Annotated in this window: 25 protein-coding genes; 6 read left to right on the plus strand and 19 right to left on the minus strand. The window is 69.9% G+C overall.

All coding sequences use genetic code 11. The features are described from left to right. Positions 1-15: 15 nt before the first annotated feature. From VFF46_RS14865 to VFF46_RS14880, 4 genes are all read right to left on the minus strand, one after another. On the minus strand, positions 16-1,008 hold the full coding sequence (locus VFF46_RS14865; protein WP_325037706.1) for a TIGR03842 family LLM class F420-dependent oxidoreductase: 993 nt from the start codon (positions 1,006-1,008) through the stop codon (positions 16-18). A 9-nt stretch (positions 1,009-1,017) separates the two neighbouring features. Then, entirely contained in the window at positions 1,018-2,424 is a 1,407-nt protein-coding gene (gene hydA, locus VFF46_RS14870) for a dihydropyrimidinase (protein ID WP_325037707.1), read from the minus strand. 53 nt (positions 2,425-2,477) lie between these two features. Further along, positions 2,478-3,320, minus strand: a complete 843-nt coding sequence (locus tag VFF46_RS14875; protein WP_325037708.1) for a nitrilase-related carbon-nitrogen hydrolase — start codon at positions 3,318-3,320, stop codon at positions 2,478-2,480. A 211-nt stretch (positions 3,321-3,531) separates the two neighbouring features. After that, a complete protein-coding gene (locus tag VFF46_RS14880; protein WP_325037709.1) occupies positions 3,532-3,726 on the minus strand; it encodes a hypothetical protein in 195 nt (64 codons plus the stop codon). Positions 3,727-3,810: 84 nt separating this feature from the next. On the opposite strand from VFF46_RS14880, the gene VFF46_RS14885 reads away from it, so the two are divergent. Continuing rightward, a complete protein-coding gene (locus VFF46_RS14885; RefSeq protein ID WP_325037710.1) occupies positions 3,811-4,242 on the plus strand; it encodes an SRPBCC family protein in 432 nt (143 codons plus the stop codon). Further along, positions 4,217-4,759, plus strand: a complete 543-nt coding sequence (locus VFF46_RS14890; protein ID WP_325037711.1) for a helix-turn-helix domain-containing protein — start codon at positions 4,217-4,219, stop codon at positions 4,757-4,759. Before VFF46_RS14885 ends, VFF46_RS14890 begins: the two co-directional genes overlap by 26 nt. On the opposite strand, the gene VFF46_RS14895 is transcribed toward VFF46_RS14890, so the two are convergent. Then, positions 4,740-5,912: a serpin family protein gene (locus tag VFF46_RS14895; RefSeq protein ID WP_325037712.1), complete on the minus strand. Its 1,173-nt coding sequence runs from the start codon at positions 5,910-5,912 to the stop codon at positions 4,740-4,742. The genes VFF46_RS14890 and VFF46_RS14895 overlap by 20 nt on opposite strands. A gap of 67 nt (positions 5,913-5,979) precedes the next feature. Continuing rightward, the gene (locus VFF46_RS14900) at positions 5,980-7,068 is read right to left on the minus strand and encodes a serpin family protein (RefSeq protein ID WP_325037713.1); all 1,089 of its coding nucleotides are present in this window, start codon (positions 7,066-7,068) and stop codon (positions 5,980-5,982) included. Between the two features lie 33 nt (positions 7,069-7,101). On the opposite strand from VFF46_RS14900, the gene VFF46_RS14905 reads away from it, so the two are divergent. Further along, entirely contained in the window at positions 7,102-7,746 is a 645-nt protein-coding gene (locus VFF46_RS14905; RefSeq protein WP_325037714.1) for a flavin reductase family protein, read from the plus strand. On the opposite strand, the gene VFF46_RS14910 is transcribed toward VFF46_RS14905, so the two are convergent. Further along, positions 7,643-8,596 (minus strand): EamA family transporter, encoded by a 954-nt coding sequence (locus tag VFF46_RS14910; protein ID WP_325037715.1) that lies wholly within the window; start codon positions 8,594-8,596, stop codon positions 7,643-7,645. The genes VFF46_RS14905 and VFF46_RS14910 overlap by 104 nt on opposite strands. A gap of 73 nt (positions 8,597-8,669) precedes the next feature. On the opposite strand from VFF46_RS14910, the gene VFF46_RS14915 reads away from it, so the two are divergent. Beyond that, positions 8,670-9,578 carry a LysR family transcriptional regulator gene (locus VFF46_RS14915; protein WP_325037716.1) on the plus strand — a complete coding sequence of 303 codons (909 nt, stop codon included), beginning with the start codon at positions 8,670-8,672 and terminating at the stop codon, positions 9,576-9,578. A 75-nt stretch (positions 9,579-9,653) separates the two neighbouring features. Here VFF46_RS14915 and VFF46_RS14920 read toward each other — a convergent pair whose 3' ends face one another. Next, positions 9,654-10,583 carry a helix-turn-helix transcriptional regulator gene (locus VFF46_RS14920; protein WP_325037717.1) on the minus strand — a complete coding sequence of 310 codons (930 nt, stop codon included), beginning with the start codon at positions 10,581-10,583 and terminating at the stop codon, positions 9,654-9,656. A 101-nt stretch (positions 10,584-10,684) separates the two neighbouring features. On the opposite strand from VFF46_RS14920, the gene VFF46_RS14925 reads away from it, so the two are divergent. Beyond that, complete coding sequence (locus tag VFF46_RS14925) at positions 10,685-12,127, plus strand: MFS transporter (protein WP_325037718.1); 1,443 nt, start codon at positions 10,685-10,687, stop codon at positions 12,125-12,127. Here VFF46_RS14925 and VFF46_RS14930 read toward each other — a convergent pair. From VFF46_RS14930 to VFF46_RS14940, 3 genes are read right to left on the minus strand one after another with little or no spacing between them, the layout of a single operon-like run. Beyond that, complete coding sequence (locus VFF46_RS14930; protein WP_325037719.1) at positions 12,090-12,854, minus strand: pentapeptide repeat-containing protein; 765 nt, start codon at positions 12,852-12,854, stop codon at positions 12,090-12,092. The two genes, VFF46_RS14925 and VFF46_RS14930, sit on opposite strands and share 38 nt — an antisense overlap. After that, a complete protein-coding gene (gene prfB, locus VFF46_RS14935) occupies positions 12,838-13,959 on the minus strand; it encodes a peptide chain release factor 2 (protein WP_325037720.1) in 1,122 nt (373 codons plus the stop codon). The genes VFF46_RS14930 and prfB overlap by 17 nt, the downstream gene beginning before the upstream one ends. A gap of 16 nt (positions 13,960-13,975) precedes the next feature. After that, positions 13,976-14,587: a helix-turn-helix domain-containing protein gene (locus tag VFF46_RS14940; RefSeq protein WP_325037721.1), complete on the minus strand. Its 612-nt coding sequence runs from the start codon at positions 14,585-14,587 to the stop codon at positions 13,976-13,978. Between the two features lie 70 nt (positions 14,588-14,657). On the opposite strand from VFF46_RS14940, the gene VFF46_RS14945 reads away from it, so the two are divergent. Beyond that, positions 14,658-15,458 (plus strand): NAD-dependent epimerase/dehydratase family protein, encoded by an 801-nt coding sequence (locus VFF46_RS14945; protein WP_325037722.1) that lies wholly within the window; start codon positions 14,658-14,660, stop codon positions 15,456-15,458. Position 15,459: 1 nt separating this feature from the next. Here the strand turns inward: VFF46_RS14945 and VFF46_RS14950 are convergent, their stop codons facing one another. The 8 genes from VFF46_RS14950 to VFF46_RS14985 all read right to left on the minus strand — a co-directional run bounded on the left by VFF46_RS14950 (position 15,460) and on the right by VFF46_RS14985 (position 20,964). Next, the gene (locus VFF46_RS14950) at positions 15,460-15,891 is read right to left on the minus strand and encodes a pilus assembly protein TadG-related protein (RefSeq protein WP_325037723.1); all 432 of its coding nucleotides are present in this window, start codon (positions 15,889-15,891) and stop codon (positions 15,460-15,462) included. Further along, the gene (locus tag VFF46_RS14955; RefSeq protein ID WP_325037724.1) at positions 15,888-16,340 is read right to left on the minus strand and encodes a hypothetical protein; all 453 of its coding nucleotides are present in this window, start codon (positions 16,338-16,340) and stop codon (positions 15,888-15,890) included. The genes VFF46_RS14950 and VFF46_RS14955 overlap by 4 nt, the downstream gene beginning before the upstream one ends. Next, positions 16,337-16,723, minus strand: coding sequence for a TadE/TadG family type IV pilus assembly protein (locus VFF46_RS14960; protein WP_325037725.1), 387 nt, complete (start codon positions 16,721-16,723; stop codon positions 16,337-16,339). The genes VFF46_RS14955 and VFF46_RS14960 overlap by 4 nt, the downstream gene beginning before the upstream one ends. A gap of 13 nt (positions 16,724-16,736) precedes the next feature. Next, positions 16,737-16,934 carry a hypothetical protein gene (locus tag VFF46_RS14965; protein ID WP_141858726.1) on the minus strand — a complete coding sequence of 66 codons (198 nt, stop codon included), beginning with the start codon at positions 16,932-16,934 and terminating at the stop codon, positions 16,737-16,739. Between the two features lie 14 nt (positions 16,935-16,948). Further along, positions 16,949-17,887: a type II secretion system F family protein gene (locus VFF46_RS14970; protein ID WP_325037726.1), complete on the minus strand. Its 939-nt coding sequence runs from the start codon at positions 17,885-17,887 to the stop codon at positions 16,949-16,951. Then, a complete protein-coding gene (locus VFF46_RS14975) occupies positions 17,884-18,744 on the minus strand; it encodes a type II secretion system F family protein (protein ID WP_325037727.1) in 861 nt (286 codons plus the stop codon). Before VFF46_RS14975 ends, VFF46_RS14970 begins: the two co-directional genes overlap by 4 nt. Further along, positions 18,744-20,021, minus strand: a complete 1,278-nt coding sequence (locus VFF46_RS14980) for a CpaF family protein (protein WP_325037728.1) — start codon at positions 20,019-20,021, stop codon at positions 18,744-18,746. The genes VFF46_RS14975 and VFF46_RS14980 overlap by 1 nt, the downstream gene beginning before the upstream one ends. Before the next feature lie 199 nt (positions 20,022-20,220). Further along, complete coding sequence (locus VFF46_RS14985) at positions 20,221-20,964, minus strand: GntR family transcriptional regulator (RefSeq protein WP_325037729.1); 744 nt, start codon at positions 20,962-20,964, stop codon at positions 20,221-20,223. Between the last annotated feature and the right edge of the window lie 9 nt (positions 20,965-20,973).

The following is a 20,973-nucleotide window of genomic DNA, read 5'->3' on the forward strand; positions in this document are numbered from 1 at the left end:
TGTCATGTTCCGAACTCAGACGTTCGGGATGATGTGCTTGCCGTAGGAGGTCAGGGTTTGTTCCTTGGCGTCGTGTTGGAGGTAGAGGGCGAACTGGTCGACGCCGAGGGATTTGAGGTCGGCGAGGCGGGCCAGGTGGTGGTCGGGTGGGCCGAGGATGCAGAAGCGGTCGACGACCTCGTCGGGGACGAAGGCGGTGTGGGTGTTGCCGGCGCGGCCGTGTTCGGCGTAGTCGTAGCCCTTGCGGCCCTCGATGTAGTCGGTGAGGGCCTTGGGTACGGCGCCCGACGCGCCGTACCGGGCGACGATGTCGGCCACGTGGTTCCCGACCATGCCGCCGAACCAGCGGGTCTGCTCGCGCTGGTGCGCCAGGTCGTCCCCGACGTACGCCGGCGCGGCGACGCAGAACTTGATCGCCATCGGGTCACGGCCCGCCTGCTCCGCGGAACGGCGTACGGCGGTGATCATCCACTCGGCGATGTCCGGATCGGCGAGCTGCAGGATGTACCCGTCGCCGACCTCACCGGTCGCCTGCAGGGCTCGCGGTCCGTACGCCGCGACCCAGACGTCCAGCGCGCCGTTCTCGACCCACGCGAACTTCAGTTGCCGGCCGCGGTACGACACCGTCTCGCCGCGGGCCAGCGCCCGTACGACCTCGACGCACTGCTTCAGCTCCTCGATCGTCCCGGGCTGGGCGCCGAGCGTCCGCAGCGCCGAGTCGCCGCGGCCGATCCCGCAGATCGTCCGGTTGCCGAACATCTCGTTCAGCGTCGCGAACTGGGACGCGATCACGGTCCAGTCCCGGGTCCCCGGGTTCGTCACCATCGGCCCGACGATCACCCGCCGGGTGGCCGCGAGGATCTGGCTGTAGATGACGAACGGCTCCTGCCACAGCAGGTGCGAGTCGAACGTCCACACGTAGCCGAACCCCGCGTCCTCCGCCTGCCGGGCCAGCTGCACGATCGTGGACGCGGGCGGATCGCACTGAAACACCACTCCGAAGTCCACAGCTTCCCCCTACCTGAGATAAGACGACAGGCCACGCTTGAGGAAGCGACCCCTGCCCTTGCGACCCTGGTAGTTGCCGTCGGCCACGATCACCTCGCCGCGCGAGATCACCGTACCGACCCGGCCCCGGATCTCGACCCCTTCGTACGCCGAGTAGTCCATGTTCATGTGGTGCGTCTGCACGCCGATCCGGGTCGTACCGTTCGGGTCGTAGATCACCAGGTCCGCGTCGGAGCCGGGCTGCACGATCCCCTTCTGCGGATACAGCCCGAACATCCGGGCCGGGGTGGTCGCGATCGTCTCCACCCAGCGCTCCAGCGACAGCTTGCCGTCCACGACGCCCTGGTAGACCAGGTCCACACGGTGCTCGACGCCGCCGATCCCGTTCGGGATCTTGGAGAAGTCGCCGAGGCCGAGCTCCTTCTGATCCTTCATGCAGAACGGGCAGTGGTCGGTCGACACCACCGCGAGCTCGTTGGTCCGGAGGCCCTTCCAGAGGTCCCGCTGATGCGATTCGTGCTTGCTGCGCAGCGGTGTCGAGCAAACCCACTTCGCACCCTCGAACCCGGGCGCACCCAGCTGGTCCTCGAGGGTCAGATAGAGGTACTGCGGGCACGTCTCCGCGAACACGTTCCGGCCCTCGTGCCGTGCTGCCGCGACCTTCTCCAGCGCCTGGCTCGCGGACAGGTGCACGATGTACAGCGGGCAGTCCCGGGCTACTTCGGCGAGCGCGATCGCCCGGTTCGTCGCCTCCGCCTCGAGCGCGGCCGGCCGGGTGATGCCGTGGTGGATCGGGTCCGTCTCGCCGCGTTCCAGAGCCTGCTGGACCAGGACGTCGATCGCGATCCCGTTCTCGGCGTGCATCATGATCATCGCGCCGTTGTCCCGCGCGGTCTGCATCGCGCGCAGGATCTGCCCGTCGTCGGAGTAGAAGACGCCCGGGTAGGCCATGAACAGCTTGAAGCTCGTGATCCCCTCGTCGGCGACCAGCTGGTCCATCGCCTTCAGCGCGTCGGTGTCGACGCCGCCGAGGATCATGTGGAACGCGTAGTCGATGTGGCACTCGCCCTCGGTCTTCGCGTGCCAGGCCGCGAGCCCGTCCTGCACCACCTCGCCGGTGCGCTGGATCGCGAAGTCGATGATCGTGGTGGTCCCGCCGTACGCCGCGGCGCGGGTGCCGGTGTCGAAGGTGTCGCTGGCCGACGTACCGCCGAACGGCATCTCCATGTGGGTGTGCGCGTCGATCCCGCCCGGGATCACGTACTTGCCGGCGGCATCGATCACCCGGTCGGCGGTGATCGTTGGTGTCACCGACGGGTCGAGCACGGCAACGATCTTCTCGCCGTCGACCAGCACGTCCGCGACCTGGGTCCCGGTCGGTCCGACGACGGTTCCGCCCTTGACGAGCAAAGACATCTGTGCCACTTCCCTTTGCTTGTTGTCAGAAGGAAAGGAAGGAAGGTTGAGGGCTACGGTTTGGTCAGGTCGCCGTACGCGTCGGGCCGGCGGTCGCGGTAGAACTGCCAGCGGTCCCGGACCGTGTCCAGCAGGCCGAGGTCCAGGTCGCGGACGATCAGCTCCGGATCGTGGTCGTGCCCGACGTCGCCGACGAACTTCCCCTCCGGGTCGACGAAGTACGACGTACCGTAGAAGTCGTTGTCGCCGAACTCGGACTCGATGCCGACCCGGTTGATCGCGCCGATGAAGTACTCGTTCGCGACCGCGCTCGCGGGCTGCTCCAGCTTCCACAGGTACGCCGACAACCCGCGGCTGGTCGCCGACGGGTTGAACACGATCCTCGCGCCGGCCAGCCCGAGCGCCCGCCAGCCCTCCGGGAAGTGCCGGTCGTAGCAGATGTACACCCCGATCCGCCCGACCGCGGTGTCGAACACCGGGTACCCGAGGTTGCCCGGGCGGAAGTAGAACTTCTCCCAGAACCCCTTCACCTGCGGGATGTGGTTCTTCCGGTACTTCCCGAGGTAGGTGCCGTCGGCATCGATCACCGCCGCGGTGTTGTACAGCACCCCCGGCTGCTCCTGCTCGTACACCGGCAGCACCATCACCATCCCGAGCTCCTGCGCGAGCTGGGCGAACCGCTCGGTGGTGGGGCCTGGCACGGATTCGGCGTACTCGTAGTACTCGGCGTCCTGCTTCTGACAGAAGTACGGCCCGTAGAACAGTTCCTGAAAACAGATCACCTTGGCCCCGGCCGCAGCCGCCTGCCGCGCGTAGTCCTCGTGCGCCTTGATCATGGACTCCTTGTCACCCGTCCACGACGTCTGAACAAGCGCAGCCCTGACAACCTCCGCCACAAGAACCTCCCCAAGTAGCCGAGCACTCATCCTCCATCCGCCGCAGCCCACCCGTCAACGGATGCCACCCCACGGCACCGAGGCCGTTAGGCTGCGCAGGTGGCCAAGGTGTGGGCGGGGGGCCATGGGGTGTGGGGGTTGCCGAGGCGGCCGTCGGGGGCGGTGAAGGCCCGGACGGCCTCGACGGGCGGGGTCGATGGCTAGAGGTCGACTACAGGACGGCGATCGCGGCGATGACGGCGATCAGGACGACGGCGGCGCCGATGATCGCGAGGACGCGGCCGTTGAGCTTGGGTTCGGTCTTGGCCTCGGTCTCGGCCTCGTTGACGAAGGCGCGGAACATCTGGGTGCTCGCGCCCGGGTCCTGCTCGTTCTCCACGTTCTGCGGGACGTTCTGGTCAGCCATGGCCCAAGACCCTACCTGCCGCGGGTGGCCCGCGAGCAGGCCGCCCACCCAGACCTCACACAGACCTGATGTACCATTTGGTACATGCGCTTCGATCACTCCACCACGATCCAGGCCGCGCCCGAGCGCGTCTGGGAGGTTTTCAGCGACGTCGAGCGGTGGCCCGACTGGACCCCGACCGTCGAGTCTGTCGAGCGGCTGGACGCGGGCCGGATCCACCTCGGCGCCCGGACCCGGCTTCGGCAGCCCAAGCTCCCGGTGGCGGTCTGGGAGGTGACCAGGTTCGAGGACGGGCAGTACTTCGAATGGGTCTCCAAGGCCCCCGGCATCACGACCACCGGCGGCCACCGCGTGATCAGTACGCCGGAAGGCACGGTCGCGACCGCCACGATCGTCCAGGAGGGCCCGCTCGGCTGGCTCTTCGGCAAGCTGTACGCGAAGCTCACCAAGAGCTACGTCATCACCGAGACAGAGAAGCTGAAGGAAGTCAGTGAGTCGCGACAGTCTGCTGGCTGACGCCGTCGAGCACTTCGCGACGAACGGGATCGGGGACGCGAGCCTGCGCACCATCGCGTCCTCGATCGGTACCAGTCACCGGATGCTGATCTACCACTTCGGCTCCCGCGAGGGCCTGCTGGCCGAGGTGGTCCGCACCGTCGAGCAGCAGCAACGCGACCTGCTCGCCGGCCTGGCGGACCTGCCGATCGAGGAGCAGGCCGAGCAGTTCTGGCGCCGCGTCACCGAGGCCACGCTCGTCTACGGTCCGCTGTTCTTCGAGCTGAGCGCCCACGCGATGCAGGACCTCCCGCACACCGAGCCGCTCAAGGCCGACCTGGTCAACGTCTGGCTGCCGCCGTTGACGGACCTGTGCATCCGCGCGGGCATCCCCGCCGACCAGGCACCGGCGTACGCGCGTCTCGGCCTGGCGGCGTCCCGCGGACTGCTGTTCGACCTGTTGCTGACCGGCGACCGCGCGGGCGTCGACGAGGCGTCCGCGCTGCTCAACCGGCTGTTCACGCTCCAGGTTCGGTAGGTACCTCGACCCGGCCGGCGACGATCGGCAGCCGGGAGTCCCGCAGTACGGCGACGAACCCGAACGGCCGGTCGAACTGCACGTCGAGCCGCCGCTGCTTGCTGGTCACCATCGCGGCCCGGGTCATCGCCATCGCGGTCACCGCCGCCGCCTCGAACCCGGTCGCGAAGAACCGGGCCAGCACCCGCTGCTTCGCCTGGTCGATCCGCAGCGGCGTCGGGCTGAGCGCGCTGAAGTGCCCATGCGCGCCTGGGTTCGACGACACCGTGGTCAGCCCGAACAGCTCCCGCGAGTCCATCAGGTCGTGCTCGACGTCGATGCTGAACGCCGGCAACGACACCTTCACCTCCGGCCGCGACGCCGTCGTCTGCCCGATCCGCACCCCCGGCGCGACCTCCGCACCGACCTCGCCCTGCTCGATCAACGCCGTACCGGACACACCGCCACCGGGATCAGAAGCGGCGTCCAGCAGACCAGCCAGTACGTCGGCGTGCGGCGTCTGCGGCTGCCCGATCCCGAGGAGTACGTCGACGTCCGCGTCCCCAGCAACGGTGACAACGGTGAGCCCGTGTTCGTACAGGCGGATGCTGTCGAGGTCCGGCGAGGAGCGCTCGAGCCACTGCCACGAGCCGGCAAAGGGACCGTCGGGCACCCGCCGGACCTGCTCGGTGAACGGGCGGACCCACTGCGTACGCAGCAGGATCGCCGAGGCCAGCAGCAGCTCGACGCCGTCGTTCAGGTCGACCGGCATTTCGCGGATCAGGTCGTCGGTGTGATCGGCCGCCCAGGCGTCCAGCTTCGGCTTGTCGACGGCGGGGTTGCCGGTCAGCAGGCCGACCAGCGGCGCGGGCACGACGCTGTCGAAGGTCTCCGCGAGCTTGAGCTGTTCGTCCACCCAGACGCCGAGCGCCGCGTGCAGGTCGGCGGACGCCTCGATCGCCTCGATCAGCCGGATCGCGTCGGTCGCACCGGTCGACGGATCCACCCCTGCGGCCGCGGCAAGCTCCGCGCGACCGGGCTCGTCCGCGCCGGTGGAGAGCATCGCCAGCAACGGCCAGAGCCCGAGCCCGGCGACCACGGTGTTCCCGGCGGGCAGCGCCCGCGCCCAGCGGCTGGTGAGTTCGTTGACCGCCCGCACCACGTCGGCATCCATGCTCTCCACCTTGCCACGTCCGGATCCCCAGGCCATCACAATCGGCCGGTCGCCACCTCCGTCACGCTCAGCGCCCGGCCGCGGCCGGAACTGTGATGGCCTGGGGATCCGGCCGACCCACCCAGCCCGCGACCACCGGTACGCCGGTCGGCCGATGCACCGCGACGAATCCGAACGGCCGCTCCAGGTGCACGTACAGCGCCTTCGCGTCGAACGTCGGCGCCGACCCGGCCGCCATCGGCATCGCGGTCGCCGCCGCGGCCTCGAACCCGGTCGCGGAGAACCGGGCCATCACCACCTGCCGTGCCTGGTCGAGCGCGAGCGGCTGCGGGCTCAGCCCGGGAAAGTGTCCGCGGCTGTGGTCGGCCGCCGCCGTCAGCCCGAAGACGGCCGGATGCCGCAGCAGATCGTGCTCGGCGTCGATCTCGAAGTACGGCAGCGAAAGGATCACCGCCGGCGCCATCGACTCGATCACCTGGACCCCGGGCGCGGGCCGCTCCGCCGCCAGTACCTCGGCTCCTGGCGTCCCGTCGTCCTCCAACGACAGCGCCGCCGGCAGTACCGTCGCGCGCTCACCATCGCCGATCACCAGCCGTACGTCGAACTCCCCGGCTCCCCGCACCGTGACCACGGTCAACGGACCCGCCGCGCTGTCGTGCACCCGCAGGCTGTCCAGGTCGTCGTCGGACCGGCTCAACCAGCGCCGCTCGCCGCGCGGGTACTCCGTGAACGGCAGCGCCCACTCGGTCTTCAGCGCCAGCGCCGACGCCAGGACCAGCAGTACGTCGGGCGTCAGCTGGACCGGCATCCGCTGCAGCAGCCCGTCCGTCTGCTCCGCGACCCACGCGTCGAGCGCCGCCTGGTCGGTCAGCGTCCCGCGGACCTCGGGCGGCAGGAACCGGTCCACGCCGGCCTGCAGCTCGACCTCCGGCCGCGTCCACAACCCGAGCGCCATCCGCAACCCCGGCGCCTCGAGGAGTCCGCCGTACCGCTCGCCGGCCGCCTCGACCAGCTCCGTGTGCGCGGGCTCGTCCGCGACCTCGGCGAGCATCGCGAGCAGCGGCTGCACCCCGAGCCCGGAGATCACGGTGCTGCCCTCACCGGGCAGTTCGGCGATCCAGCGCGCGGTCAGCCGGCCGATCTGCTGAGCGTCCACTCACACATCCTCGCGCATCCGCGTTCAACCCGCATGAAGCGCACAGTCGAGCCCAAGGTCCTGTACTTCGGTACGCCCGTTGTCCTGATCAGCTCCCGAAACCCCGACGGCACAACGAACCTGGCCCCGATGTCGTCCGCGTGGTGGCTCGGCTACACCGCGATGCTCGGGATGGGGACGAGTGCCCAGACCGTCAAGAACCTCGCCGTACGGCCGGAGATCGTGCTGAATCTGGTCGATCCGGACATGGTCGCGGCGCTCGACCGGATCGCGTTGCTGACCGGGTCGGAGGAGATGTCGGACGCGAAGCGGGCACGCGGCTACCGGTACGAACCGGACAAGTTCACCGCGGGCGGGCTGACCCGCGAGGCCTCCGAGAACGGCCTGGACGGTGTCGCCGAGAGCCCGATCAACCTGGAGGGACGGATCCAGGCGATCCACGAGATCGGCGGCCCGGACTCGCACCTGTGCGCGCTGGAGATGCGGGTCGAGCGGGTCCGGGTTCGCGAGGAGCTGCTGATGAGCAACGACCGCTACATCGACCCGCTGCGCTGGGACCCGCTGATCATGAAGTTCACGGAGTACTTCGCGGGTGGCGCACCGGCGTACCCGTCGTCGCTGGCGCGCGGCTGGCAGATGCCGCCGATGGCGCCTTCGGCTGTCCCTTCCGTGGGCTAGGGCGGCGGACGATCGTGCACGCCATGCCGCCGATCACCAGCACCGCCGCGATCGCCTGCTGCGCGCCGACCGCTTCGCCGCGCAGTACCCAGGCCGCGGACATCCCGACGACCGGCACCAGCAACGAGAACGGCGCGACCGTACTGGCGTCGTACTGGCGCAGCAGGTAACCCCAGACGCCGAACCCGAACAGCGTGGCCGCGAACGCGAGGTACGCGATCGCACCGATCCCGCTCAACCGGATGCCGCGGAGCGCGTCAACGTCGGCCCGCGGCCCTTCGGTGAGGAGTGAGAGCAGCAGCAGCGGTACGACGGCCACCGCGCTGACCCACACCATGAAGCGCAGCGTGTCCGGCGGCTTGGCGTACCGGGTGATCGTGTTCGACACGCCCCAGAACCCGGCGGCGACGATCACCAGCACGAGCGCCCCGAGCGGCGCGGACAGTTGCTGGTCGAGCACGATCAGCGCGATCCCGATACAGGCGACGACGATCCCGGCGAGTTGCGCCGGCCGCGGGCGTTCCCGCAGTACGGCGATCGCGAACAGCACCGTGAAGATCACCTGGCTCTGCAGGACCAGCGACGACAGGCCGGCCGGTACGCCGTGGTCCATCGCGATGAACAGCAGCCCGAACTTCGCGACGCCGAGCGCGAGCCCGACGCCGACGACGTACCGCCACGGGACCTGCGGCCTGCCGAGCAGGAAGATCGCCGGGACCGCCGCGAAGAAGAACCGGAGCGCGGACAGCAGCAGCGGCGGGATGCCTTCCAGGCCGACGTCGATGACGACGAAGTTGATGCCCCAGACAACGACGACGGCGACGGCGAGGAGCAGGTCACGAGGCTTCATACGGTCCAGTGTCGGTAGGAGTACAGTTAAGAACCAGCACCGATTACTACGGATATGGATGTAGGACTGCTACATGATCGATCTCGGCCGATTGCGCGCGCTGCACGCCGTGGCGCAGTACGGATCGGTCAACCGCGCGGCCGAGGTGCTCGGGTACACGCCATCCGCGGTGTCGCAGCAGCTGGCGAAACTGGAGCGCGAGACGCGCACGACGCTGGTCGAGCGGCAGGGGCGCGGGATCGTGCTGACGGACGCGGCGCGGCAGCTGGCGGCGACCGCGGCACGCATCCTGGAGCTGGTCGAGGACGCCGAGCTGACGCTCGAGGAGCAACGCGGGCAGGCGATCGGGACGCTCGGCATCGCCGCGTTCCCGACGGCGGCCCGCGGACTGCTGCCGCCGGCGCTGGCCCGGCTGATCGACGAGCATCCCACGCTCGACGTACGGCTGATCGAGACGGACCCGTTCGAGGCCGTGGCCGCGGTGCACCGGGGCGAGATCGACATCGCGATCGTCCACGACTGGCAGAACACTCCGCTCGGGCTGCCCGAGGGGTTGTCCCGGGTGAAGCTCGGCGTCGACCCGGCCGACGTCCTGGTGCCCGCGACCCATCGCCTGGCCGGCAAGGAGTTCGTCCGCGCCGAGGACCTGGTCGGCGAGCGCTGGATCTGCCAGCCGGCCGGCTCGATCTGCCACGAGTGGCTGGTCCGGACGATGCGCCGCGCGGGTGTCGAGCCGGACGTGGCGTACTCGGTCGCGGAGTACCAGACCCAGCTCGCGATGCTCGCCCGCGGGATCGGCATCGGCCTGCTCCCCCGGCTCGGCCGCGGCCCGGTCCCGGACGGCGTGGTCGTCGTACCGCTGCAACCCGCCCCGAGCCGCCGGCTGTTCGCCGTCTGGCGGACGACCACCTCGCGCCGTCCCGCGATCACCGCGGCACTCACCACCCTGAAGGCCGCCTGGCCGGACCGCGACACGGCGTGAACGGTTGACAACCCTCCGCGATAGCCTCTAGGTTCACCTGAACTGTTAGGAATCCTTCCTAACAGTTCACCCCGGTCAGCTGACGAAGACTCCCCGGCCGTCCTGCCCGGCGGCCGGGGACCGGCCCGGCTGGCCCGCCCCGGCAGCCGGGCCGGCAAGCACCCGCAACTTCGCCTCGGTCTCCTCGTCGGCCGGCGTGTAGACGGTCGCCCGTATCTGGCCGAGCTGGGACAGCCAGAGGTTCACCGGCTCGATCCGCAGTACGCCGGCGCTCGCGTTCTCCAGCAGCTTGATCCGGGTGCTCGGCGCGGCCACCTCGTACCGCTCCCAGAGCTCCGCGAACAGCGGCGACCCGGCACGCAACCGCTCGACCAGGTCCTGCCAGGCCGGCTCGCCGACGTGATCGGCCATCGCGGCCCGGAACCCGGCGACCATGTGCAGCTTCATCGACTCCGACTCCACGAAGCTGCACCTCCACTCCCGCGACACGAACGTCACCCAGAGCATGTTCCGCTCCTCGACCGGGATCTCCCGCAGGTCGAGCACCACCCGGCAGTACGCCTCGTTGAACGCGAGGATGTCGTACCGCGAATTCAGCACGAGCGCCGGGTACGGCGTGACCGCGTCGAGCGTCTTCTGGACGGACGCCGGGAGTACGGCGCACTCGCCGCGCGTCGGGCCGACCTGCAGCCCGGCCAGCGTGAAGAGGTGGTTCCGCTCCTGCCGGTCCAGGCGCAACGTGTCGGCGATCGCCTCGAGCACCTGCGCGGACACGTTGATGTCCCGGCCCTGCTCCAGCCACGTGTACCAGGTCACGCCCACACCGGCGAGCAGCGCGACCTCCTCCCGCCGCAGTCCCGGCGTACGCCGCCTGCCGCCGGGGGCGAATCCCACCTCGTCCGGTCGGATGCGTTCGCGGCGGCTGCGCAGGAAGACCCCGAGCTCGTGGCGCTGCTGGCCCCGGTCCACAACGGTTCTGTCGGTGGCAGCTGGGAGTGTGGTCATGGCACCATCATGACCGCAGCCGCAGCCTGGTGCCAGGTGGTGTGGATACCAGGATAAACAGGCTCTTAGTACCTGGATCTCACAGCGCCCAAGCTGAGGGCATGACAGACCACGCCGTCGCTGCCCCGGCCGTCACCCGGCCGCGCGCCGCAGCGTCTCCGCTCGGGCCGGTGGCGCTGACCACCCTGCTCTTCGGCGCCTTCCTGCCGATGCTCTCGTTCTTCATCATCAACGTCGCGCTGCCCGCGATCGGCTCGGACCTGCACGCCGGCTCCGGCGCGCTCCAGCTGGTCGTCGGCAGCTACGGCATCGCGAACGCCACACTGCTCGTCGTCGGCGGCCGGCTCGGCGACGGGTTCGGCCGCAAGCGGCTGTTCCTCGTCGGCCTGACCGGTTTCACCGTGATGTCGCTGATCTGCGCGATCGCTCCGACGATCGGCGTACTGCTCGCCGCTCGTGTCGCCCAGGGCGCCGCGGCGGCCGCCATGACACCGCAGGTGCTGGCGTCGATCTCCGCTCTGCTGACCGGCGAGCACCGGGCCCGGGCGATGGCCATGTTCGGTGTCGCAGGCGGCGCGGCGGCCGCGCTCGGGCAGATCCTGGGCGGTGTCCTGGTCGAGGCCAACGTCTTCGGCCTCGGCTGGCGGGCCGTGTTCCTGGTCAACGTCCCGGTCGGACTGCTGGCGATCGCGGCCGGCGCACGGCTGCTACCGGAAACCCGTGCCGACAAGGCCCAGCGGGTCGACCTGGTTGGGGCCGCTCTGCTGGCGCTGACGCTCGTACTGCTGCTCCTGCCCCTCACTGAAGGCCGCCCGCTCGGCTGGCCGCTCTGGACGTGGCTCTGCCTCGCTGCGACCGTTCCTGGCGTAGCCCTACTCGGTCTGCACCAGCACCGGTCCGAACGTTCCGGACGACACCCGCTGATCCCCCCGACCGTACTGCGGCTGCGGGCAATGCGGATCGGCCTGCTGCTGGCGGTCGCGTTCTTCACGACGTTCGGAGGGTTCATGTTCGTGTTCGCTCTGGCAACGCAGGGCGAGGCGCACATGTCCCCACTGGAAGGCGGTCTGAGCCTGCTGCCGATGGCGGTCGGCTTCCTGATCACCTCGATCTACGGTCCGCGCCTGCAGGTCCGGTACGGCGCAGGGCTCATCCTGCGCGGCTGGCTGATCCAGGCCGTCGGCTACGCACTCCTAGCAGTCGTGGCCCTGACCCTCTGGCCGCACGTAGACCCACTGCGCCTCGCCATCCCAATGCTGGTCGCGGGCTTCGGCGCAGGCCTGGTCATGGTCCCACTGATCGGCGTAGTACTCAGCCAGGTCCCACCAACCCAGGCCGGCCTCGGCAGCGGCATCCTCCTCACCAGCCAACAGACCTGCCTCGCCCTAGGAGCCGCCACAGTAGGCACTGCCTACCTATCCCTCTCCACCACCACCTGGGACCAACGCGGCGCCCTAGCCGCCGTAGCACTCGCAATCACAGCCATCTCCCTGCTGATGACCCCAGTCACGCACCAGCTGCGGTCCAGTGGGAGGGGCGCGTAAGAGCCTTCGGGAGCTTGGTGGTGTGGTCGCCGCGGGCGGCGTTGAGTTGGGGTTGAGTGAGGAAGAGGGCGCTGGTCAGGTCGGCGCCACGGAGGTCTGTGTCGCGGAGGTCTGCGCCGATCAAGTCTGCTTGGCGTAGATCCGCCTGGCGGAGGTCGGCGCCGATCAGGTAGGCGCCGCGGAGGTTGGCCTTGGCCAGGTCTGCCTGGCGGAGGCGGGCTCCGATCAGGTCGGCGCCGCGGCGTTCCTTCTTCTTCGGTTGCTTGCCGCGGACGGCCCGGCTGGTCTCCAGGAGCAGCTCGTTGACGACGGCGCGCTCGGCCGCCACGTCGACGTCCGCGAGGTTCGGCGTACGGCTGACCCGCTCCACGCGGTCGATCGCAGATTGCAGATTCGCGTTGTATTCAAGGGCTTCGGTGAGGTACCACAGCAGCTCGTGCAGCTGCCGCAGGATCGGAAGCGCGGCGAACATCTCAGGCCCGCGCTTCGAGAGCTCCTGCCCGGCGCCGAAGCAGTCGTACACCGTGCAGCCCGGGAAACCCTTGTCACGCAGCCGGCTGTGGATCGTGCAGCGGTGCTCGGCGCTCAGGTTCGGGCAGGGTTCGCCCGCAGGTTTGTCGATCGCGAAGTCGGCCGACTTGGCGAACGTCAGTACGACGCAGCAGAGGCCGAAGCAGCTGCCGCAGTCGGCGCTGAGCCTGCTTCGGGGGTCAGTTGTGGTCGGCAACCGTCTGGCCGGTCCGGCGCCAGCGGATGCCGGCCTCGATGAAGTCGTCGATCTCGCCGTCGAAGACCCCGGACGTGTTCCCGGACTCGTACTGCGTCCGCAGGTCCTTCACCATCTGGTACGGGTGCAGGACGTACGAGCGCATCTGGTCGCCCCACGAACCCGCCACGTCACCGCGCAGCGCGTCCAGCTGCGCCCGCTCCTCGGCCTTCTTCAGCGCGAGCAGCTTGGCCTTCAGGATGACCATCGCGCTGGCCTTGTTCTGCAGCTGGGACTTCTCGTTCTGGCAGGAGACCACGGTGCCGGTCGGGAGGTGCGTGATCCGGACCGCGGAGTCGGTCGTGTTGACGCTCTGCCCACCCGGGCCGGACGAGCGGTACACGTCGATCCGCAGCTCTTCTTCCGGTACGTCGATCTCGTCGGTCTGCTCGAGCACCGGCACCACTTCGACGGCGGCGAACGACGTCTGCCGGCGGCCCTGGTTGTCGAACGGCGAGATCCGCACCAGCCGGTGGGTTCCCGACTCCACGGACAGCGTGCCGTACGCGTACGGCGCCTTGACCCCGAAGGTGGTCGACTTGATCCCGGCCTCTTCGGCGTACGACGTGTCGTAGACCTCGGTCGGGTACCCGTGCCGCTCGGCGTACCGCAGGTACATCCGCTGCAGCATCTCGGCGAAGTCCGCGGCGTCCACCCCGCCCGCGCCGGAGCGGATCGTCACCAGCGCCTCGCGCTCGTCGTACTCACCGGACAGCAGCGTGCGGACCTCAAGGGACTGGATCGACTTGGCCAGCGAGCCAAGCTCCTTCTCCGCCTCGGCAAGGCTGTCGGCGTCGTTCTCCTCGCGGCCGAGCTCGACCAGCACACCGAGGTCGTCGACTCGGCCGCGCAGGTTCGTCACCCGCTCGACGTCGGCCTGCAGGCTGGACAGCCGCGACGTCACCTTCTGCGCGTTCGCCTGGTCGTCCCAGAGATCGGGCGCAGCGACCTGCTCGCCGAGCTCGTCGATCTCCTTGCGCAACGCAGGGAGATCGAGCACTTTCTCGATCGAGGTCATCGTCGCGTCGAGCTGCTTCAGCTCCGCGTCAAAATCCAGTCCAGCCACAACCAAACAGCTTAGCTCAGCCGAGACCACTACGAAGAACGGCGAAGACTTCGGCCACCGCCCGCTCGAGCTCTCGCTGTGCCTGGTCGAGCTCAGCGGGTGACGCGTCGTCGGGCAGCACCGCCATCAGCCTCTCCTCGAGCACCTTCTGCGCGGCGGCGTACAGGGCCGCGGTCAGCCGGTTGCGGAGGTGGTTGGGCGCGCGTTCGTCGAGCGCCGCGGTGAGCGATCGCTCCAGCTCGTCCGCGGTCAACCGCCGACGCGCGAGCAGCGCGGGACTGCCCTCGATCGTGCGCACGAACTGCTTCCAGGTGGCCAGATGCCCGACCTTCAGGCGCTCCCGCGTTCCTTGCAGGTACTGCGTTTCCAGCACATCAACCGGATCCGCCTCCGCAGGCGCTTCACGAACCGCCTGCGCCGGACCGGTCCACCAGCCCTGCTCATCGAAGAACAGGTCCTCCTTCGCCGGGAAGTGATTGAACACGGTCTGTACGGCGACGTCCGCGGCCCGCGCCACCTCGGCCACGGTCACCGCGTCGAAGCCGCGCTCGAGGAACAGCTCGGTGGCCACGTCCGAGATGGCCTGCCGTGTCTGTTGCTTCTTGCGTTCCCGCCGCCCGAGCTCCATTGCGCTCACTGTAGTGGATCTGTTTTACTGAATCCATTCTTGTAGTCACTACATTTTTGGAGCACATCCAATGACGATTCTCGTCACCGGCGGTCGCGGCGCGATCGCCCGCGCGGTCACCACCTTGCTGACCGACGCCGGCCAGGACGTCCGGGTCGCCAGCCGCGAGCCGTCCGCCCTCCCGTCGGCCGTCGCGTACGACGCCGCCGATCCCGCGCCCGCCCTCCGCGGCATCAGCCAGGTCTTCCTGTACTCCGACCCGCAGACCGCGCCCGCCTTCGTGGCCGCGGCCGAGGCCGCCGGGGTCAAGCAGGTCGTCCTGCTCTCGTCGCTGTCGTCGCTCGGTGGCTCCGAGGACCCGCACGCGAAGACCGAGCAGGTGATCGCCGCTGGTTCCTACGCGACCACTCGCCTGCAGCCCGGCGCGTTCATGAGCAACGCGAGGTACTGGGCGCATCAGGTCCGCGCGACCGGCCAGATCCGGCTGCCCTACCTGGACGCCGAGGAGGCACCGATCCACGAGCGCGACATCGCCGACGCCGCGGTCCGGGTGCTGCTCGACGGGCCGGGCAACGGCCACGACGGTCGCGGGTACCCGATGACCGGACCGGAGTCGATGACCCGGCGGCACCAGATCGAGGTCGTCACGTCGGTGACCGGCGTACCGATCGAGGCCGTCGACCTCACCCTGGACCAGGCCCGCGCCGAGCTGCGGATGCCCGACGAGGGACAGCGCGAAACGCTGCTCGCCTACTGGGCCGCGCGCGTCGGCAGTCCCGCCCCGATCGAGCCGGGCGTGGAACTCCTCACCGGCCACACGGCCCGCTCGTTCACCACCTGGCTCGAGGACAACCCCGGGCTGTTCGGCTGAGTCATCGGATCGGGACGATGGCCGCGGATTCGGAGGAGACGCCGGCGGAGGTCGGGAAGCCCGGGGGCCGGAACGGGAGCTGGGTGGTGGACGTGAGCCGGACGGTGACCGTCGTACCCTCGACGTCGACCGACCAGTCCAGGTTGTCGAACCTGTTGCCTGCGGCAACCTCGTCGAGGTAGTCCGCGGTCAGCCGCCGGGCCTGGTCCGGGTCGATCGCGGCGTTCCCGCCCGCGCCGGGCTGCGCGTAGACCGCGGCCAGCCCGTTCGCGGCCGCGAGTACGGCGCCGTCGGCCGTGGCGTCCAGGTCGCGCCGGACCAGGAACGCCTTGGAAATGTCGGTCACCACGACCACCATCAGCAGGATCACCACGGCGAACCCGACGATCAGCAGGGTCATCTGGCCGTCCTCGCCGCGTTTGCGGCGGATCATCCGTCGCCCTTGGCTTCGCGGTAGTCGCCGAACGCCTCGGTGTGCGAGGCGCTGATCCGGATCGCCGGCGGCTCACCGCCGAGCGCGTCCGGGATCAGCGGCAGCCGCACCTTCGTCTCCAGCGAGACGGTCACGGTCGAGCCCGGCTGCAGACAGGCCGGGTTGCAGCTGATCCGGAGCTCGTCGGTGGACAGCTCCATCCCCTGGTCCTTCATCGCCAACTGCGCGGCGGCGAACGCCCGCGCCCGGGCCTCGTCCTCGGACACCCCGTCCGGGACGATCACGAACGCCCGCCCGGCCGCCCGGGTCGCCGCGGTCGCGCCGTACGAGGCCCGCTGGACGTCGAACACGCCGAGCATCATGTACACCAGCGGCACCATCAGCAGGATCGCCAGCCAGGAGAACTCCACGACCGCGCTGCCCCGCTCGTCCCGCCGACGGCACCTCACTCGCCCGTCTCCTTCACCGCGTGGCCCTCGACGCTGAACGAGATCCCCGGTCCCCACAGCCCGAGCGGCGGCATGTGCGCGCGCACCGACACCACCACACCGGGCTGTCCGTCGATGTCGATCGGGTCCGCCGACACCGAGTCGATCAGGTTGTCCGCGACCACCCCACCGATCAGCTCCTGGGTACGTGTCGCGCCGTCGGCCGGTGCCCGGTTCAGCACGGCCGCGTAGTGCGCGCCCTCGGAGGCGGCGGCGGTCAGGGTGTTGCGGACGTACAGGAACAGGCCGACCTGCAGGATGCCGAGGAACAGCGGCACCAGGATCGTCGAGACCAGGACGAAGTCGACGACCGCCGATCCCCGCTCGCCACGGGTTCTTCGCATTGGTTGCCGGGCGCTACTTGTTGGTGACCGAGGACAGGGCGTCGCTGAGCATCTTGGCGAGCTGGTCGCCGGCCAGCTTCCAGATCGCGACGACCAGGCCAGCCGTCATCACGGTGATCAGCACCCAGCCGGGCACGTCACCGCGCTCGGTCCGGGCCGGACGCGGCTTCAGCAGCAACGTCACGAACAGCCTCGTCAGGTAAAGGGACATGACTTCTCCTCAGTTCATCCGGCGATCAGCCGGATTCCGACAGCGCCCGGGTAGAAGGCGAACGCGATGGTCACCGGCAGCACCAGGAAGATCACCGGGACCATCATGGCGACCTCGCGGCGGGCGCCGGACTCGATCAGCTCGCGGCGCCCGGCTTCCCGGATGTCGCCGGCCTGTGCCCGCAGTACGTCGGCCAGCGGGGTGCCGCGCTCGAGCGCCACCGCCATCCCGTCCGCGAAGCGCGACAGCGCCAGCAACCCGGTCCGGTCCGCGAGCGCGTCGAGCGCGCGGACCAGGGACTCTCCCGCCCTGGTCTCGGCCAGGACGCGTTTCAGTTCGTTCGCCAGCTCGCCGCGGGAGGACCGCGCGACCCGGTCGAGGGCGGCGGCCGGGCCCTCACCGGCGGCGACCGACAGCGCCAGCAACTCGGCAACGGTCGGCAGCTCCGCCAGCAGCCGCCGCTCCCGCCGCCGCACCTGGGACGTCAGGTAGGTGTCGCGGCCCAGCACGCCGGTGATCCCGAGGACCAGGCAGAACACCAGCAGCGCGACCGGATCCCCGAGGCCGACCGCGACCCCGACGATCGAGATCACCAGCCCGGCCCCGAACGCGATCGCGCCCCAGAGCAGCTGCTCGATCCGGAACTCCTCGACGGTCCGCTCCAGCCCGGCCCGCTGCAACCGCCGGCGGATCGTGGTCGCGCCGCCGAGGATCCGCTCCAGCCGGCGCGCCGCGGACCGCAGCGACGGGCCGAACAACCGCAGGATCGCGTAGAACGGCGACCGCGAGTCGACGACGCCGACGAACACGTCGGGCGCCCCGAGATCCCGCAGGTACGGCGAGATCCGCTCGTCCACGCTCGGCCGCCGCAGGAACGGCAACCGCAGTACGACGATCAGCAACCCGGCGCCGAGCACCGCGCCGAGGAAACCGCCGAGCAGCAACGGACTCATCGCAGCACCCGCTCGGGCTCGGGCAGCCGGCCGATCCGCAGCATCACCCGGTACGCGACCACGCAGATGCCCGCACCGGCGGCGATGATGATCGCGCCGACCGGCGAGTTGTACCGCTGGATCACGTCGCCCTGGAAGGACAGCAACAGCAACACCAGCCACGGCGCCGCGACCGCGACCCGCGCGCCGTTGACCGACCAGGACTGCCGGGACTCGAGCTCGGACCGGGTCCGGGCGTCTTCCCGCAGGAACGACGACAGCGAACGCAGCAGCCGGCCGAGGTCGCCACCGCCGACCTCCCGCGCGATCCGCAGCGCCTCCACCACGCGGTCACCGACCGGGTCGGCGAGCCGCGCCTTCAACCTGTCCAGCGATTCGGCGAACCGGCCGGTCGAGGCGTAGTCCGCGCCGAACCGCCGGAACGGCTCCCGCAGCTGCTGCGGCCCGCGCTCGCCGACCTGGGCCAGTGCCTCGGACAACGACAGCCCAGCCCGCACGGCCGACGCGACGTTGTCCACCACATCCGGCCACAGCTCACGGAACTCGGCGAGCCGCTTCCGCGCCCGCGACCGCACCAGCGCGACCGGCAACCAGCCCGCCATCACCGCGAACACCAGCGCCACCGGCAACGTCTTGGACACCACGAACATCAGCAGGAACGCGACCAGCGCAAGGATCACACAGGCGCCGATGAACGCACCCGGCGTCAGGCCTTCGATGCCCGCACTCGCGAGCAGGTCCCGGCTCCGGCCCCGCAGCCGTCCGTCCGCACCCGGCACCGCCTCGGCCGGAGCGACGAACGCCGCGATGATCAGCAGCAGCCCGACCCCGAAGAACAGCCCGATCAGCAGCCCCATCAGCCGGGCCCTCGCGGTAGCTCGGTCAGCAGACCGGCCAGGTTGTACCCCGCCTGCTGGAATCGCTCCGGGTGCGGCAACTGCCCCTCGGCGCGCCGCAGGTACCCGTCGTAGGTCTGGAAGACGGTCTCCGTCTCGATCGCCTGCTCCTCGACCCGCCCGGTCACCGCGACGATCTCCCGCACCCGGCGGCGCCCGTCCGCCGCGACGCCGAGGTGTACGACGAGGTCGACGCAGCCGGCCACCGTCGGCAGCACGAACCGGGAGCCGATGTTCTCCCCGGCCAGCAACGGCAGCGTGCACATCTTGGTCAGCGCCTCGCGCGCCGAGTTCGCATGGATGGTGCACATGCCGGGGAGGCCGCTGTTCAGCGCGAGCAGCAGGTCGAGGCACTCCTCGCCGCGCACCTCGCCGACGATCACCCGGGACGGCCGCATCCGCAGCGACTCCTTCACCAGGTCGCGCAGCCGCACCTCACCGGTGCCCTCGAGCCCGGCCTGCCGGGTCTGCATCGACACCCAGTCGGGGATCGGCAGCTTGATCTCGAAGACCTCCTCGCAGCTGATCACCCGCTCGCTGCCGGGGATCGAGCCGGCCAGCGCGTTCAGCATCGTGGTCTTGCCGGCCTGGGTGCCGCCGGAGACCAGCACATTGAGGCCCGCGGCAACCGATGCCTCCAGCACCGCCGCCGCGTGCGGCGTCAGCGAGCCGAGCTGCACCAGGTCGGTCAGCCGGGTCGCGCGCACGGTGAACTTGCGGATGTTGATCGCGGCGTACCGCTGGGTGATGCCGCCGAGCACGATGTGCACCCGGCTGCCGTCCGGGAGCCGGGCGTCGGTGAACGGCTGCGACACGTCGATCCGGCGGCCAGTGGTCTTCAGCATCCGCTCGACCAGGTCGCCGACCTCCTCCTCGGTCAGCACGGTCGTGGTCAGCTCGTGCCGGCCCTCGCGGGCGATGAACACCCGGCTCGGCTCGTTGATCCAGATCTCCTCGACGGTCGGGTCGTCCAGGTAACGCTGCAGCGGCCCGAATCCCGCGACCCGGTCGTGCACCTCCCGGCTGACCGCCTCCAGGTCGCCGATCGGCGGCACCACGCCGGTCAGGCTGCGCTCGTCGTACTCCCGGACGACGGTCGCGACGATGTGGTTCACCGCGCCCGGGTCGCGGAGCGGGTCGATGCCCTCGCGGCGGACCAGGTCGCGGACCTGGGCGTCGATCAACTCGATCGCGCCGCCCCAGCCGGAGCGGTGCGCGTCGAGCCTGTCCGCTGTCATCGATCTCCCCGTGTTGGTCCCGTCCGGCGACCACTCTCGGTCACCATGCGGGCCATCCTTTCAACTTCTGCAGACCGGTCGCCACTCGCGTGCGCCGTACCTGTGGATAACCGTGACACGCCGATGGCTCACTCACCGTATCGACGGGCTCACGACAGGTCCAGAATTCTGCAGCTTGTTGCAATTCCGCGCTGAGGAGTCAGCGGTGTACGAGCGTGTGCTCGAAGGAGTAGCGGCTGGCCCGGTACAGGTGCGATCCGTACTCCACCGGCTGGCCGTGGTCGTCGTACGTGATCCGGGTGGTCGCCAGCAGCGGGGCACCCGGCTCCTCCGACAGCAGCCGTGCCTGCTCGGCCGTTGCGGGGATGGCGGAGATGGTCTGGTGCGCCACCTTCAGCCTGACGCCCTCGGCGCGCAGCAGTTGGTAGAGCCCACGTTCGGCCAGCGTGGCCGGGTCCGTCTCCAGGATCTCGGGCGGCAGCCAGTTGCGCATCAGGGCGAGTGGCTCGCCGTCTGCGCGCCGCAGCCGTTCCAGCCGGAGTACGCGATCGTCCTGCTCGCACTGCAACGCTGCCGCGACTTCTGCGGTCGCAGGCGAGATACCGAAGCGCAGTACGTCGGTCTCCGGCTTGCGGTGCGCCGCCGCCAGGTCGTCGTACAGGCTGGTCAGTTCGAGCGAACGACGTACCTGTCCGGAGCTGCCGACCACCTGGGTACCGACACCGCGCTTACGCACCAGAAGGCCCTGGTCGACCAGTCGGGCGATCGCCTGCCGGACGGTCGGGCGGCTGAGCCCGTACGCCTCCGCCAGGTCCACCTCGTTGCTCAGCCGGGAGCCGACGGGCAGTTCACCGTCCTGGATGGCCGCCTCCAGCTGCTGCGCCAGCTGCACGTGCAACGGCGTACGGCTGTTCCGATCGACCTGGACCTGGACGGTACTCATGGGCTCATC

The sequence above is a fragment of the Kribbella sp. genome (genome assembly GCF_035655035.1).
In the GTDB taxonomy this organism is placed as follows: Bacteria; Actinomycetota; Actinomycetes; order Propionibacteriales; family Kribbellaceae; genus Kribbella.